Here is a 17,281-nt window from a genome sequence, read left to right on the forward strand (position 1 = left end):
GGTCAGGGCCCGACTTCGTCGTCGAGGATGGCAAAGAGTTGACTCTCGGTGGCGGTGGCGAGGTCGTCGTCGAACGCGTCCTCAGGCTGATCCGGCAGCGCGGGCGGCGTCGGGCCGGTCGCCGTCGCCAGCAGACCCTCGAGGCGGGCGACGAGCTGCGCTCGGTCGGCGGTGCTCAGCCCGGGCCGGCCCAGCAGTGCCTGCAGTTCCCGCGCGATGTCGTCGAACCGTGCGATGCGATCGGGCTCGGTGGCCGGGGCGGCGACGGATCCGGTGGCCAGTTCGGTTCCGAGGTGTTCGGCCAAGGCGGCCGGAGTGGGGTGATCGAAGATCAGCGTGGGTGAAAGGGTAAGCCCGGTCGCGATTTTGAGCCGGTTTCGCAGTTCGACGGCGGTCAGCGAGTCGAAACCGAGGTCACCGAACGCGTCGTCGGCGTTGACGTCGGCAGTGGTGTGCCCCAGTACCGTGGCCGCGTTACCGCAGACCAGTTCCACCAATTCGGCTTGTCGCTGTTCGGGACTCAGGCCGTCCAGGCGCGCCCGCAGGCCCGTCAGGGACACCATGTCGGTGTGCTCGAGGACCCGCCGGGCGGGGCGGGTGGCCAGCTGGCTCAGCAGCGGCGGCAGCGTGGCGCTGTGGTGCGCCAGCGCGCCCCGGTCGAGGCGGGTGCCCACCACCATGGGCCGGTCGCCGAGCAGCGCGGCGTCCAACAGGTCCAGCGCTTGCCGGGTGGACAACGCGCTCAGCCCGGCCCGGCTCATCCTGGCCCGGTCGGCCTCACCGAGGTGGTGCGTCATCGCCGACGGCTCTTCCCACATCCCCCACGCCACCGACAATCCCGGCAGCCCCCGGGCGTGGCGATGGGCCGCCAGCGCGTCGAGGAAGCTGTTGGCCGCCGCATAGTTGCCTTGACCCGGCGCACCCACGATTCCGGCCATGGACGAAAAGGCCACGAACGCGGCCAGGTCCAGTTCTTTGGTCAGCTCGTGCAGGTGCCACGCGCCGTCGACCTTGGCGCGCAACACCGCGTCGATGCGCGCGGGAGTCAATGACGCGACCATCGCGTCGTCGATCACCCCCGCGGCGTGGAACACCGACCGCAGCGGGTAGTGCGAGGGCACCCGCGCGAGCAGGGCCGCGACCGCGTCCCGGTCGCCGATATCGCAGGCCACCACCGACACCGAGGCGCCCAGGTCGCGCAATTCGCCTGCCAGCTCGGCGATTCCGGCCGCCTGCTCCCCGCCGCGACTGACCAGCATCACGTGGGGCACCCGATGCCGCTCGACGAGGTGGCGGGCCACCGCCGACCCCGCCATGCCGGTGCCGCCGGTGATGAGCGCGGTCCCGCCCGCCAGCCCCGCGGGGCCGTCCGGCATGGTGAGCACGACCTTGCCGATGTGACGGGCCTGGCTGACAAAGCGGTAGGCGTCGGCGGCGCTCCGCGCGTCGAAAGCCTTGACCGGCAACGGCGCCAGGGCCCCACCGGCGAACAGCGTCATCAGTTCGGCCAGCATCTCCGCGATGCGATCCGGGCCGGCCTCCATCAGGTCGAAGGCGCGGTACCCCACCCCGGGGTGGGCGCGCGCGACGACATCCGGATCACGCAGGTCGGTCTTGCCCATCTCGATGAAACGACCACCCCGGCCCAAGAGCCGCAGGGACGCATCGTTGAATTCACCGGCCAGGGAGTTGAGCACCACGTCGAAGCCCCCGGCGCCCACCGCCGCGCGGAACTTGTGCTCGAAATCCAGCGTCCGCGAATCCGCGATGTGGGCGTCGTCGAAACCCATGGCGCGCAGCGTGTCCCATTTGCCGCGACTGGCCGTCGCGAACACCTCCGCGCCCCAATGCCGGGCCAGCTGCACCGCGGCCATGCCGACCCCGCCGGTGGCCGCGTGCACCAGCACCCGTTGGCCCGCCCGCAATCCGGCCAACACCGAGAGCCCGTAGTAGGCGGTCAGGAACACCACCGGCACGCCGGCGGCCTGAGCCATCGACCACCCCCGCGGCACCCGCGTGACCAGCCGCCGATCGACGGTCGCCTCCGAGCCCGCCAGCCCGAAGATCCCCATCACCGCGTCGCCGACGGCCACATCGGTGACGCCGGAACCGACTTCGGTCACGACGCCGGCGCCCTCGGCACCCAACTGCGCGGCACCGGGATACATGCCCAGCGCCACCAGCACGTCCCGGAAATTCACCCCGGCCGCGGCCACCGCCACCCGCACCTGTCCGGCTTCCAGCCCCGCCGGCGGGTACGCCTGGACCGCCAGATCCTCCAGCGTCCCGGCGTCGCCGGCGGCCAGCCGCCACACCGACGGCGGTTCGGGCAGCGACAACAGCGTCCGCTGGCCGGCCGGCTTCAGCCGGACACTGTGGGCGACCCCGTCGCGCACCACCAATTGCGGTTCGCCGCAGCCGATCACCGTCGCGACGTCCAGCGAGCCGTCGGTGTCGACCAATACGATGCGGCCCGGATGCTCGGCCTGCGCCGAGCGCACCAGCCCCCAGACGGCCGCGCCGGCCAGGTCGGAGACGTCGTCAGCGGACAGGGTCACCGCACCACGGGTCTGCACCACCAACGTCCCGGCCGCGTCGCCGGACAGCCAGGACTGCAGGACGCCGAGGGCCTCGTGCGCCGCGGTGTAGACCGCGGTGATCGAAGCGCCGGGGGGCGGCTCCCACACGGTCACGCCCTCGCCAACCCCGTTGCCCGGGAGCGAGATCGGCGACCACACCACGTCGAGGAGCTCGCCGCCCCCGGCGTGGGCCGCCAGCGCCGCCGTCAATTGGTCGGCCGACACGGCGCGCGTCACCAACTCCCGCACCGAGAGCACCGGCAGGCCTGACGCGTCGGCCAAATCGACCGCCACGGCGCCGGTGCCCGCCGGTGCCAGCCGCACCCGGACCCGCGACGCACCGGCGGCGTACAGGCTCACGCCCTGCCAGGAGAACGGCAACACGGTCTCGATCCGCTCGTCGGCCACCCCGAGCGCGTGCAACGCCGCGTCCAGCAGCACCGGGTGGATGCCGAAGCCGCCGGTCGCGACACCGGCGTGCTGCGGGAGTTCGACCTCGGCGAACGTTTCGGCCCCCCGCCGCCATACGGCACGCAACCCCTGAAAGGCCGGGCCGTACCCATAGCCGCGGTCCGCCAGGCCGTCGTACGCGCCGGCCACGTCCACCGCCTCGGCGCCGGCGGGGGGCCACACCGACAGATCCGTCACCGGGGTGGTCGCGCCGTCGCGCAACAAGCCTTCGGCGTGCAAAATCCAATCCGTTTGCGCCGCACGCGAATACACGCAGACGGCCCGCGCTCCGGTGCCGTCGGCCGCCTCCACCACCACCTGCAGCTGCACGACCCCGCCCGCCGGGACCGCCAGCGGTGCCGACAGCGTCAGTTCCTCGATCACCGAGCAGCCGACCTCGTCACCCGCCCGCAGCGCCAGCTCCACGAAGCCCGCCCCGGGGAACAGCACCGTGCCGGCCACGGCGTGGTCGCCCAGCCACGGTTGGGCGGCCGTCGACAGCCGGCCGGTCAACACCACACCGCCGGAATCCGGCCGGTCCACCACCGCCCCCAGCAACGCGTGCTCGGCCTCGGTCAGACCCAGGCTGGCGATGTTCGCCGATCCCACCGAATCGCTCGACAGCCAAAACCGGCGCCGCACAAAGGCATACGTCGGCAACGGGATGCGCCGCGCGCTCAGCCCGGTGAACGCCGCCGACCAGTCCAGGTCCGAACCTGTCGCGAACAGCTGTCCGGCCGCCGACAGCAGCGAGTCGACCTCGGGGCGGCCCTTGGCCATCGACACCACCGAGATCGCGCGGTCGGTCGTGAGGCATTGGTCGACCGCTGCCGCCAACGCCGCCCCGGGGCCGACCTCTAAATACACACCTGCGCCCAGCGATTCGGCCAGCTGCACGCCATCGACGAACCGAACCGGCTTGCGCACATGGTCAACCCAGTACGCGACCGTCCCATAGTCGGGCCCGGCCAGCTGCCCGGTCAGGTTGGACACCAACGCGATCCGCGGCTCGCGGGCCGACACGCCGGCCACCACCGCGGCGAAGTCCCCCATCATGGGTTCCATCAGCGGGGAGTGGAACGCGTGCGAGACCGCCAGCTGCCGCACCCGGGCGCCCCCGGCCGCCAGCCGGTCCGCGACCACCTTCACCGCCGGCTCCGAGCCCGAAAGCACCAGCGATCGCGGGCCGTTGACCGCCGCGATGCCGACGTCACCGGTCAGCAGCGGCGCCACGTCGGCCTCGGTCGCGGTCACGGCCATCATCACCCCACCGGGCGGCAATTGCGCCATCAACCGGCCCCGGGCCGCCACCAGTCGCGCCGCGTCGGACAGCGAGAGCGCCCCCGCGACGCAGGCAGCGGCGATCTCCCCCACGGAGTGGCCGATCACCACATCCGGTGTGACGCCCAGGGATTCCCACAGCGCGGCCACCGCGATCTCCAGCGCGAACAGCGCCGGCTGGGCGAATTCGGTGCTCTGCAACAACTCCGAGTCGGAGCCCCACATCACCTCGCGCAACGGCAGCCGGCAGTGGGCGTCCACCGCGGTCACCGCCTCGTCAAAAGCCCGGGCGAATACGGGAAAGCGTTCGTACAAGGGCGCACCCATGCCCAGCCACTGCGAACCCTGACCGGGAAACACGAACACGCGCTTGCCCGCCGCGCGGGTGCGCCCGGTGATCGCGCCCGGGACCGGCACCCCCGCGGCCAACCCCGCCAGGCCGGCCGTCAGGCCCGCGCGGTCGGCGCCGATCAGCACCGCGCGGTGCTCGAATGCCGCCCGGGTGGTCGCCAACGACCAGCCGACGTCCACCGCGGGCACATCCGGTGTGGCGGCCAGGTGGTCCAGCAGGCGTTGGGCCTGACCGGCCAGCGCGTCGGTCGAGCGCGCCGAGACCACCCACGGGACAACGGGATTCGAGTCGTCGCGCGCCGCGGGCACGTCGTTGGGTTCGGCGGGGGCCTGCTCGACGATCACGTGGGCGTTGGTGCCGCTGATCCCGAAGGAGGAGACGCCCGCCCGCCGCGGCCCGCCGTGATCCGGCCAGGGTCGCGGCTCGGTCAGCAGCGACACCGCCCCGGCCGACCAATCCACATGGGGCGACGGGACATCCACGTGCAGCGTCCTGGGCAACACACCGTGCCGCATCGCCTGCACCATCTTGATCACCCCGGCCACGCCCGCCGCGGCCGAGGTGTGGCCGATGTTGGATTTGATCGATCCCAGCCACAGCGGGCGCTCCGCCGGGCGGTCCTGCCCGTACGTCGCGAGCAGCGCCTGCGCCTCGATGGGGTCCCCGAGCACGGTCCCGGTCCCGTGGCCCTCCACGGCATCCACGTCCGCCGCCGTCAATCCGGCGTTGGCCAACGCCGCCCGGATGACCCGCTGCTGCGACGGGCCGTTGGGTGCGGTCAAGCCGTTGGACGCGCCGTCCTGGTTCACCGCGGTCCCCCGCAGCAGCGCCAGGACCGGGTGTCCCAGGCGCCGCGCGTCGGCCAGCCGCTCCAGCACCAGCACACCGGCGCCCTCCGACCACGAAGTCCCGTCCGCCGCACCGGCGTACACCTTGCAGCGACCGTCGGGCGCCAGCGCCCGCTGCCGGCTGAATTCGACGAACGCCGCCGGGGTGGCCATGACGGTCACTCCCCCGGCCAGCGCCAGGTCGCATTCCCCGGACCGCAACGACTGCGCGGCCAGGTGCATGGAGACCAACGAGGACGAGCACGCGGTGTCCACCGAGACCGCCGGGCCCTCCAGCCCCAACACGTACGACACCCGGCCCGAGGTGACGCTCAGGGTCGAGCCCGTGAGCCCGTAACCCTCCAGCTCGCCTTTCACCTCGCCGCCATACCCGGCGTGAATGACGCCCGCGAAGACTCCGGTCGCCGTGCCGCGCAGCGCGAAGGGGTCAATTCCCGCGCGCTCCAACGCCTCCCAGCAGATCTCCAGCATCATCCGCTGCTGGGGGTCCATGGCCAGCGCCTCGCTGGGCCCGATGCCGAAGAACCCGGCGTCGAAGTCCCCCGCGTCCTGCAGGAAGCTGCCGTGGCGGGTGTACATCTTGCCTTTCGCGTCCGGGTCCGGGTCGTAGAGGCCCTCGACGTCCCAGCCGCGATCGAGGGGGAAGTCCGACACCGTGTCCCGCCCGTCGGCGACCAGCTCCCAGAGGGCTTCCGGGGTGTCCACGCCGCCGGCGTAGCGGCAGGCCATGCCCACCACCGCGACCGGTTCGGACAGTTGGCCTTCCAGCTCGGCGACGCGCCGCCGGGTCCGCCTGAGATCCGCCGTGAGGCGCTTCAGGTAGTCGACGTGCTGCGCGGTGCCGGACGTCGCCGCTCCTGGCGGGGTATCAGCGGCCGAGTTCTTCATCGAGGATCGCAAAGAGTTGGCTTTCGGTGGCGGCATCGAGGTCATCGTCGAGGTGTTCGGAGTCGGCCGGATCGGCGGGCGCAATGGCGCCGAGCAGGGTGTGGATGCGCGCCCGCAGCACCGAGCGGTCGTCGGCATTCCAGTCGGGCGCGCCCAGCAGCGCCTGCAGTTCGCGGGTGATGTCGTTGACCCGGGCCATCAGGTTCGGCTGGACGTCGGTGTCGGCCCCCGCCAGCTGTGTGTCCAGGTGCCCGGCCAGCACGGTCGGCGTGGGGTAGTCGAAGATGAGAGTCGGCGAAAGGGTAAGGCCCGTCGCGTTTTTGAGCCGGTTGCGCAGCTCGACCGCGGTCAGCGAATCGAAGCCGAGCTCCTGGAACGCGCGGCCGACGTTGATGTCGGCCGGGTTCGGCACGCCCAGCACCATCGCGGCGTTGCCGCGAACCAGGTCGATCAATTCGCGCTGCCGGGCCTCGGGACTCAGGCCGTTCAGGCGTGCGCTCAGACCCGTGCTCGACGCGGCGGCGCCGGTGTCGTCGACCACGCGCCGGGCCGGGCCGGCGGCGAGTTCGCGCAGCAACGGCGGCAGCGCGGCGACGTTGTCCGACAGGGCGGCCCGGTCCACGGCGGCGGCCACCAGCACCGGACGGTCGACCAGCATGGCGGCGTCGAACGCCGCCAAGGCCTGCCCCGTCGACAGCGGCGCGAGACCGATCCTGCTCATCCGGGCCTTGTCCCGGTCGCCGAGGTGCGCCGTCATCGCCGAGGCCTGTTCCCACAGGCCCCAGGCCAGCGACAGGCCCGCGAGGCCGTGGGCGCGCCGGTAGGCGGCCAGCCCGTCGAGGAAGCTGTTGGCCGCCGCGTAGTTGGCCTGTCCCGGGGTCCCCACGATCCCGGCCATCGACGAAAACACCACGAACGCCGACAAATCCAGATCGCGGGTGAGCTGGTGCAGGTTCCAGGCGCCGTCGACCTTGGCCCGCAGCACCGCGTCCACCCGGTCCGGGGTCAGCGACGAGATCAACCCGTCATCGAGGATCCCGGCGGCATGAACGACGCCGCGCAGCGGATAGTGCGCCGGTATCCGGGAAAGCATCGCCCCCACCGCGTCGGGATCGGCGACATCGCAGGCCTCCACCGACACGTCGGCGCCAGCCCGCCGCAGCCCGTCCACCAGTTCCGCGACACCGGGCGCCTCCGCGCCGGCCCGGCTGACCAGCACCACGTGGGCCACCCCGTAGCGGTCGACAAGGTGGCGGGCCAGCGCCGAACCGGCCATCCCGGTGCCGCCGGTGATCACCACGCTGCCCCCGGCCAGCCCGCCGCCACAGCCGCTGAGCACCTCGCCGGGCCCCGACGGCACGGTGAGCGCGACCTTGCCGATGTGGCGGGCCTGGCTGACGTACCGGTAGGCCGCCGCGGCGCAGCGGACGTCGAATGTCTTCTGCGGCAACGGTGTCAAGACGCCGCCGGTCAACAATCCGACGATCTCGGCCAGCATGGCCGCCGTCCGGTCCGGGCCGGCCTCCAACAGGTCGAAGGCCCGGTACTGAGCGCCCCCATACTGTTCGGCGACGACGCGCGGGTCGCGGACGTCGGTCTTGCCCATCTCGATGAATCGCCCACCGGGCGCCAACAGCCGCAGCGAGGCGTCGGTGAAATCGCCGGCCAGCGAATTGAGCACGACGTCGAAGCCGCGGTCACCCGCCACCGCGCGGAACTTCTCCTCGAACTCGAGCGTGCGGGAATCCCCGATGTGGTCGTCGTCGAATCCCATCGCGCGCAAGGTATCCCACTTACCGCGGCTTGCGGTGACGAACACCTCCGCACCCCAGTGCCGCGCCAGTTGCACCGCGGCCATGCCCACTCCCCCGGTGGCGGTGTGCACCAACACGCGCTCCCCGCAGCGCAGCCCCGCCAGCACCGACAACCCGTACAGCGCGGTGAGGAACACCACCGGCACGCCGGCGGCGGCGACCAGCGACAGCCCTGGCGGCACCGGTGTCACCAAGCGCTGATCGACCATCGCCTCGGAGCCGACGACCCCCACCAACCCCATCACCCGATCACCGACGGTCAGCCCGGTCACGTCGGGGGCGACCTCGACGACCACACCGGCGCCCTCGGCCCCCAGCTGGCCGCCGCCGGGATACATCCCCAGCGCCACCAGCACATCGCGGAAGTTGACCCCGACCGCGGCCACCGCCACCCGCACCTGCCCGGCGGTCAATTCGGTTCGCGGGCAAGGGCTTACGACTAGGTCCTCCAGGGTGCCCTCGCCGCCGGCGTCCAACCGCCAGCCGCCGGCCGGCAGGCCGATCGCGGAGTCCGCCCGCACCGGCCGCAGCCGGGCCGCGTAGGCTACGCCCCGGCGGACCACCACTTGCGGCTCACCGCAACCGATTACCGCGTGGGCATCCAGCGACCCGTCAGAGTCGATCAGCACCATGCGGCCGGGGTGCTCGGCCTGCGCCGAGCGCACCAGGCCCCACACCGCGGCGCCGGAAAGGTCCGAAACGTCTTCGCCGGCAAGCGCGACCGCGCCGCGGGTCCGCACGGCCAGCACCCCGTCGCCGTCGGCGCGCAACCACGATTGCAGCACCCCCAAGACCTCGGCGGCCGCCGCGTGCACCGACTTCACCACGTCGCCGCCGTGATCGGCCAGCTCCCACACCGTGGCCTTTGCGCCGTCGTCCTCGCCGCCCAGCGTGATCGGTGACCAGGTGACGTCGAGCACTCCCTGGGCGAGCGGGCGCTGCGTGGGTGCCGCCGCGGTCGCCAATTGCTCGGCGGAGACCGGGCGCATGGCCAACGCGCCCACCGACAGCACCGGCAGCCCCGCTCCGTCCGCCAATTCCACCGAGACCGCCCCGGCGCCGGCCGGCGCGATCCGTACCCGCGCCCGCGCCGCACCCGACGCGTGCAACGACACGCCCTGCCAGGAGAACGGCAACACGGTCATGTCCTGCTCCCCGGCGACCCCGATCGCGTGCAGCGCGGCGTCCAACAGCACGGGATGGATTCCGAAGCCGCCGTCGGCCGCGGCGTGGTCGGGCACGGCGACCTCGGCGAAGAGCTCGTCCCCGCGCTGCCACATCGCCCGCAATCCCTGGAATGCGCGGCCGTATTCGTAGCCGCGCCGGGCGAGCGCGGCGTAGGCTCCCGAGACCTCGACCGCGGTCGCCCCGACGGGCGGCCACACCGAGAGGTCCGCGGCCGGCGTCACCGCCCCCGGCCGCAACAGTCCCTCGGCGTGCAACACCCACTCCGAACCCGGCTGCGCGGCATCCGAATACACCGACAGCCGACGCCGACCCGACTCGTCGGCCGCCCCGACCGCGAGTTGCACCTGCACACCGTCGCCGGCGGGCAGCACCAACGGCGCCGACAGCGTCAGCTCGTCGAGCACGCCGCAGCCGACCTCGTCACCCGCGCGGATGGCCAGCTCGACGAATCCCGCACCGGGGAACAAGACGGTCTGGCCCACCGCGTGATCGGCCAACCAGGGGTGGGCGGCCGTCGACACCCGGCCCGTGAGCGCCACACCGCCGGAGTCGGGCCGGGGCACCACCGCGCCGAGCAGCCCGTGCTCGGCACCGCTAACCCCCAGGGTGGCGGCGTCAGACGAGCCCGTCGATCCGCCCGGAAGCCAAAAGTGTTGCCGCGCAAACCCGTACGTGGGCAGGTCGACACGCCGGCCGCCCAGTCCGTCGAACGCGGCGGGCCAGTCCACACCCACGCCCGCCACGAACGCCTGCCCGGCCGAGAGCCAGAAGCGGTCCGGGCCGCCGTCGTCGCGGCCCAACGACGGGATGACGCAGCCCTGTTCGTCGTCGGGCATGGTCTCTTCGATGGCGGCCATCAGCACGGGGTGCGGGCTGGATTCGATGAACGCCCGATAGCCCGCGTCGCAGGCGCAGCGGACCGCCCGCTCGAACTGCACCGTCTGCCGGATGCTGCGGAACCAGTAGTCGGCGTCCAGTCCCGCGGTGTCCATGAGCTCACCGGTCACGGTGGAGAAGAACGCGACCGAGGACGACCGCGGTGCAATGCCGTCCAGCGCCGCGGCGAGGGGCTCGCGGATCGCGTCCACCGCGGCGGAATGCGAGGCGTAGTCGACGTCGATGCGGCGGGCGCGGATGTTGTCGGCTTCGCACCGCCGCATCAATTCGGTCAACGCGTCCACCTCGCCGGAGACCACCACCGCCGAAACACCGTTGATCGTGGCGATATTCAATCGCTCACCCCACGGCGCGATCAGCTGATCGGCGCGCGGCAGGGCGCAGGCCAGCGAGACCATGCCGCCCCGGCCCGACAGCCCCACCAGCAGCCTGCTGCGCAGCGCCACCACCAGGGCGGCGTCTTCCAGCGACAGCGCCCCCGCCACGCAGGCCGCAGCGATTTCGCCCTGGGAATGACCGATCACCGCATCGGGCACCACGCCCACCGAACGCCACAACTCCGCGAGCGACACCATGACCGCCCACAGCGCCGGCTGCACCACGTCCACCCGGTCCAGTCCGGGCGCGCCCGGCGCGCCGCGGATGACGTCGATCAGCGACCAGTCGACGTGATCGGCGAGCGCCCCCGCGCACCGGTGCAGCTGCTCGGCGAATACCGTTGAACTGTCCAGCAATTGGGCGCCCATGCCGGCCCATTGCGAGCCCTGGCCGGGGAACACGAACACCGTCTTGCCGGGCGACTGCGCCCGGCCCACCGCGACGCCGGCCCCCTGCTCGCCGGCCGCCAACTCGGCCAGCCCCCGCAGCAGCTGCGCGCCGGTGGCACCCACGACCACCGCGCGGTGCTCGAAGCGCGACCGCGTCGCGACCAGCGACCAGCCCACGTCGACCACCCGCAGCGCGGGATGGGCCTTCACGTGCGCCAGCAGCCGCGCCGCCTGGTTCGACAGCGCCTCGGCCGACCGGGCCGAGAGGACCCACGGCACCACCACGTCATCGCCTGGGGGCGAGTCGCTTTCGGGCTCCGGCGCATACTGCTCGACGATGACGTGCGCGTTGGTGCCGCTGATGCCGAACGACGAGACGCCCGCGCGGCGCGGCCGGTCGGGCGTGGACCACGGCCGCGATTCGGTCAGCAGCGACACCGCGCCGGCCGACCAATCCACGTGCGGCGTCGGCTCATCCACGTGCAGCGTCTTGGGCATCACGCCGTGGCGGACCGCCTGCACCATCTTGATCACTCCGCCCGCGCCCGCCGCGGCCGACGTGTGACCCATGTTCGATTTGATCGACCCCAGCCACAGCGGCCGGTCCACGGGCCGGTCCTGCCCGTAGGTCGCCAGAAGCGCTTGCGCCTCAATCGGATCCCCGAGCGTGGTGCCGGTCCCATGGCCCTCCACCAGGTCCACGTCCGCGGCGCCCAGCCGCGCGTTGGCCAGCGCCGCCCGGATCACCCGTTGCTGCGAGGGCCCGTTGGGCGTCGCCAGCCCGTTGGACGCGCCGTCCTGGTTCACCGCGGACCCGCGTATCACGGCCAGCACCGGATGCCCGAGCCGGCGCGCGTCGGCCAGCCGCTCCAGCACGAGCACGCCGACGCCCTCGGAAAACCCGGTGCCGTCGGCCGCGCCCGCGTAGGCCTTGCAGCGTCCGTCGGCGGCCAGCGCCCGCTGGCGACTGAATTCGATGAACATCGCCGGCGTGGCCATCACCGTCACGCCGCCGGCCAGCGCCAGATCGCATTCACCGGAACGCAACGACTGCGCCGCCAGATGGAGGGCCACCAGCGACGACGAACACGCCGTGTCGACGGAGACCGCCGGGCCCTCGAGCCCCAACGAGTACGCCACCCGCCCGGATGCCACACTCAGCGTCGAGCCGCGCAGGCCGTATCGCTCCAAGTGTCCCGGCACCCGGCCCTGTCCCCCGTAGGAGCCGTGAAAGATCCCGGCGAACACGCCGGTCGACGAACCGCGCAGGGTGACGGGATCGATTCCGGCGCGCTCCAACGCCTCCCACGACACCTCGAGCAACAGGCGTTGCTGCGGGTCCATCGCCAGCGCCTCGCTCGGCGCGATCCCGAAGAAGGCGGCGTCGAAATCCCCGACGTCCGAGAGGAACCCGCCGCAGCGCGCGTAGGACTTTCCGACCGCGTCCGGATCCGCATCGAAGAGCCCGGCCAGGCTCCAGCCGCGGTCCGACGGGAACTCCGAGACGACGTCGCGGCCCTCAACCACCATCTCCCACAACGCCTCTGGCGAGTCCACCCCACCGGGATAGCGGCATCCCATGCCCACCACCGCCACCGGTTCGGTGGTGGCGGCGAGGTATTGGCGGTTCTCGCGCTTGAGCCGCTCGTTTTCCTTCAGCGATTGGCGAAGGGCCCGGACGAGCTCTTCGGTGTTGCCGTTCATCGAACGCGGCCTTTCGTGTCACTCACAGCGCCGGCTCCCCCAAAGGGCCGTCGGTCGACCCACCGCCACAACCTCCCCGCCGCCCCAAGAGGGCGCCTCAGGGCAGGAACGGAGGTACACGAGCGACCATCAGTGCCAACGCAACAACACCAATTCGGAACAGAATCCCGGCCCCATCGCGAGCATCAGGCCGGGACTTCCGCTCGGCGGCGGCTTGGCGAGGGTGTCGCGCAGCACGTGCAACACCGACGCCGACGAAAGATTGCCGATCTCGCCGAGCGAACGCCAGGTGAGTTCGAGGGCCTCCGGCGGCAGGCTGAGCGCCGCGTTGATCGCCTCGATGACCTTGGGTCCACCGGGGTGGCTGACGAACGCGCCGACGTCGGTCGGGGTCAGGCCATGGGCCCCGAGAAACTGGGTGACGTCGTCCTCGATGTATTGCTCCACGACGGCCGCGACGTCCTTCGACAGCACGAGCTCGAATCCGCCCGAACGCACGTCGAAGCCCATGGTGCGCAGCGAATCGGGATACAGATGGCTGCGCGAATCCAGGACGCTGGGCCCGGCGGCGGCGAGCTGTTCGGCGCGCCGGTCGCCCACGGCCACCACCGCCGCGGCGCCGTCGGCGAACAGGGCGCTGCCGACCATCCCCGCCAGCGACGGCTTGTATCCGGGGTAGGTCAGCGAGCACAGCTCGACCGAGACCAGGGCGGCGACGGCGTCGGGCGCGCCACGCAGGTAGTCGTTCGCTCGGGCGACACCGGCCGCGCCGGCCACGCAGCCGAGGCCGAACAGCGGCACGCGGCGCACATCGTCGCGCAGGCCGAGCCGCGCGGCGATCCGGGCGTCCACCGACGGCACCGTCAGCCCCGTGACGGTCGTCGTGATCAGCACGTCGACGTCCTGCGCCCGCAGTCCCGCCTCGTCGAGCGCGCCGGACAGCGCCTCGCAGCCGAGGTTCACGGCGTGCTCGGTGAAGATCCGGTTGGCCATGCCGAAGTCGGTCAGCGTGGGGTATTGCTCGAGCGGCAGCACCAGGTGGCGGCTGTCGACTTTGGCGCTGGCGTGCAGCTGCCGGACGATGTCTTCGTAGTCCGCGAACTCGGGGATGCTGACGAAGAAGTCGGTGAGCTCGCGCTGCGAATAACGGTGCGGCGGTAGCGCACCGAAGACGCCGGCGACGACGCTCATTGGTTTCCCACCCCTTGGTCACGGGGATCCGGCCCGAAACGTTCATCCGGATCGCTTTGAGCCCGCAGTCTAGTCGGCGCGACAGCGCGGGGCACGGAAACCGACGTCATCTCAACGGCTCCCGCGCGCCCGGTCCTCGAGCCGCTCTTTGAGCCTTCCGGCGCTGGCCAGGACGTTTTCGATCTGCTCGGCGACCCGGACCGGCGCGGTGCCGCCCCACGCGTCGCGCGACGCCACCGAGCCCTCGATCGTCAAGACCTCGCGAACCTGCGGTGTCAGGTCGCCGCTGATGGCGGCCAGCTCGTCGTCGGTGAGCTCGTCGAGCCCGACGCCGCGCTGCTCGGCGGCGCGCACGGCCGCACCGGCGGCCTCGTGCGCGGAGCGGAACGGCACCCCCTGGCGCACCAGCCATTCGGCGATGTCGGTCGCCAGCGTGTAGCCGGCCGGCGCGAGGGCGGCCATCCGGTCGACGTCGAACGTCAGGCTTCCCACCAGCCCCGCCATCGCGGGCAGCACCAGCTCCAGCTGGGCCACCGAATCGAACACCGGTTCCTTGTCTTCCTGCAGGTCACGGTTGTAGGCGAGCGGCTGGGCCTTCAGCGTGGCCAGCAGGCCGGCCAGGTTTCCGATCAGCCGACCCGACTTGCCGCGGGCCAGCTCGGCGATGTCCGGGTTCTTCTTCTGCGGCATGATCGAGCTGCCGGTGGACCACGAGTCGTGCAGGGTGACGTAGCCGAATTCGGTCGAGCTCCACAGGATGACGTCCTCGGCCAGCCGGGACAGGTCGACGCCGATCATGGCGAAGACGAACGCCGCCTCCGCGGCGAAATCTCGGGACGCGGTGGCGTCGATGGAGTTGTCGGCGGGGGCCGCGAAGCCGAGCTCAGCGGCGATCGCGCCGGGGTCCAGGCCCAGCGACGACCCGGCCAGCGCCCCGGATCCGTACGGGGAGATCGCGGCCCGCTTGTCGAAGTCGGCGAGGCGGTCGACGTCGCGCAGCAGCGGGTGGGCGTGCGCGAGCAGGTGGTGGGCTAGCAGCACCGGCTGGGCGGACTGCAGGTGGGTTTTGCCGGGCATGATGGCGTCGGGGTGGGCGGCGGCCTGGGCGGCCAGCGCGCCGACGACGTCCAGCGCCCCGGCGGCGACGCGGCGCACCGCGTCGCGCAGCCACATCCGGAACAGGGTGGCCACCTGGTCGTTGCGGGACCGGCCAGCCCGCAACCGCCCGCCCAGCTCCGGTCCGACGCGGTCGATCAGCCCGCGTTCCAGCGCCGCGTGCACGTCCTCGTCGGTGACCAACGGCGAAAAGCTGCCGTCGGCGACGTCGGAGGCGAGCTGGTCCAGGCCGGCCAGCAGCCCGTCGCGCTGCTCTTCGGTCAGCAGCCCGGCCCGGAACAGGATCACCGTGTGCGCCCGCGAGGCGACGATGTCGTAGGGAGCCAGCACCCAGTCGAAATGGGTGGACTTGCTCAGCGCGGCCAGCGCGTCCGACGGGCCGTCGGCGAACCGCCCGCCCCACAGCGACCCCTCGCGCGTGCTCACGCTTGGGCCGGCCCCGTCACCGTCTGGTCCCGGCGGGACGCGATCTTCGACGACAGGCCGTGCACGTAGACGAAACCCTTCGCGGCCGACTGGTCGAAGCTGTCGCCCTCGTCGTAGGTGGCCAGGTTGAAGTCGTACAGCGATTCGGCGCTGCGCCGCCCGTTGACCGCGATGTGGCCGCCGTGCAACACCATTCGCACCTCGCCCGTCACGTGCTCCTGGGTCTTGGCGACGAAGCTCTCCAGCGCCTCCTTGAGCGGGGAGTACCACAGCCCGTCGTACACCAGCTCGGCCCAACGCTGATCGGTGTGCCGCTTGAACCGGCCCAGCTCGCGCTCGAGCGTGACGTGTTCGAGCTCGGTGTGCGCGGTGATGAGCACCATGGCGCCGGGCGCCTCGTAGATCTCGCGGCTCTTGATGCCCACCAGCCGGTCCTCGACGACGTCGAGGCGGCCGACGCCCTGCGCGCCGGCGCGGGTGTTGAGCTCCTCGATGGCGCCCAGCACCGAGACCCGCTTGCCGTCGATCGTCACCGGCACGCCGCGCTCGAACCCGACGATCACCTCGTCGGGGGTGCTCCAGTTCAGCGTGGGGTCTTCGGTGTAGGCGTAGACGTCCTTGGTGGGCGCGTTCCAAAGGTGTTCCAGGAAGCCGGTTTCCACCGCGCGGCCCCACACGTTCTGGTCGATCGAGAACGGCGAGCGTTTGGTCACGTTGATCGGGATGGCGTTCTCCTCGGCGAACGCGATCGCCTTCTCGCGCGTCCAGGCGTAGTCACGGACCGGCGCCAGCACCTCGAGATCGGGTGCCAGCGAACCGAATCCGACCTCGAACCGGACCTGGTCGTTGCCCTTGCCGGTGCAGCCGTGCGCGACGATGCTGCCGCCGTGCTCGCGCGCCGCCGCCACCAGGTGCTTGACGATCAACGGCCGGCTGATCGCCGACACCAGCGGGTAGCGATCCATATAGAGGGCGTTGGACAGGATGGTGGGAAGGCAGTAACCCTCGGCGAATTCGTCGCGGGCGTCGACGACGACGGCCTCCACCGCCCCGCAGTCCAGGGCCCGCTGGCGGATGACCTCCATGTCTTCGCCGCCCTGGCCGAGGTCGATCGCCACCGCTACGACCTCACGGCCGGTCTCCTTGCCGATCCAGCTGATGGCCACCGAGGTGTCCAGACCGCCGGAATACGCCAGGATGACGCGTTCTGACATGAACCAATCTCCTTAGGTTGAAATCGCTTACGTGAGTTTTTCCAATGTGGTGGCCAGTTCGGCGCCGGTCATCGGCTCTCGGGCGGCCACGAAGACGGTGTCATCGCCGGCGATGGTGCCGACGACGTACGGTAGCGCCGCGCGATCGATCGCGCTGGCCAAATAGTTGGCACCGCCGGGCGGGGTGCGCAGCACCGCGAGGTTTGCGCTGGAGTCGGCCGACACCAACAGCTCGCCGAGCAACCGGGACAGCCGGGCGGTGCCGCCCGACACGCCGCGCACCGGGCTGCCGTCCTCGGGAACGATGTAGACGCCGACCCCGCCGTCGGCGCCGCGCAGCTTCACCGCGCCCAGCTCCTCCAGGTCGCGCGACAGGGTGGCCTGGGTGACCTCGATGCCCTCGCCGGCCAGCCGGGCCGCCAGTTCGCTTTGGCTGCTGATCGACGCCGACGACAGGATCGCCACGATGCGGTCCTGCCGCCCGGCCCGGGTGGTTTCGGGCGTGGCCTTGCTACGGGTCATTGCGCCGCTCCTCCTCATCGCTGCGCTCTGCATCGTCGCCGGCG

6 protein-coding genes are annotated in these 17,281 nt (G+C 71.9%); all 6 read right to left on the reverse strand.

All coding sequences use genetic code 11. The features are described from left to right. Nucleotides 1-2: 2 nt before the first annotated feature. Complete coding sequence (locus tag W7S_RS14570) at nt 3-6,398, reverse strand: type I polyketide synthase (protein ID WP_014711880.1); 6,396 nt, start codon at nt 6,396-6,398, stop codon at nt 3-5. After that, nucleotides 6,379-12,768, reverse strand: a complete 6,390-nt coding sequence (locus W7S_RS14575; protein WP_014711881.1) for a type I polyketide synthase — start codon at nt 12,766-12,768, stop codon at nt 6,379-6,381. Before W7S_RS14575 ends, W7S_RS14570 begins: the two co-directional genes overlap by 20 nt. Before the next feature lie 129 nt (nt 12,769-12,897). Next, nucleotides 12,898-13,959, reverse strand: coding sequence for a type III polyketide synthase (locus W7S_RS14580; protein ID WP_014711882.1), 1,062 nt, complete (start codon nt 13,957-13,959; stop codon nt 12,898-12,900). Nucleotides 13,960-14,070: 111 nt separating this feature from the next. Continuing rightward, on the reverse strand, nt 14,071-15,501 hold the full coding sequence (gene argH / locus W7S_RS14585; protein ID WP_014711883.1) for an argininosuccinate lyase: 1,431 nt from the start codon (nt 15,499-15,501) through the stop codon (nt 14,071-14,073). After that, nucleotides 15,498-16,715 carry an argininosuccinate synthase gene (locus W7S_RS14590; RefSeq protein WP_014711884.1) on the reverse strand — a complete coding sequence of 406 codons (1,218 nt, stop codon included), beginning with the start codon at nt 16,713-16,715 and terminating at the stop codon, nt 15,498-15,500. The genes argH and W7S_RS14590 overlap by 4 nt, the downstream gene beginning before the upstream one ends. A gap of 27 nt (nt 16,716-16,742) precedes the next feature. After that, on the reverse strand, nt 16,743-17,237 hold the full coding sequence (locus W7S_RS14595; RefSeq protein WP_008257622.1) for an arginine repressor: 495 nt from the start codon (nt 17,235-17,237) through the stop codon (nt 16,743-16,745). Between the last annotated feature and the right edge of the window lie 44 nt (nt 17,238-17,281).

Origin of the sequence: Mycobacterium sp. MOTT36Y, assembly GCF_000262165.1 — a bacterium.
Lineage (GTDB): Bacteria > Actinomycetota > Actinomycetes > Mycobacteriales > Mycobacteriaceae > Mycobacterium > Mycobacterium intracellulare.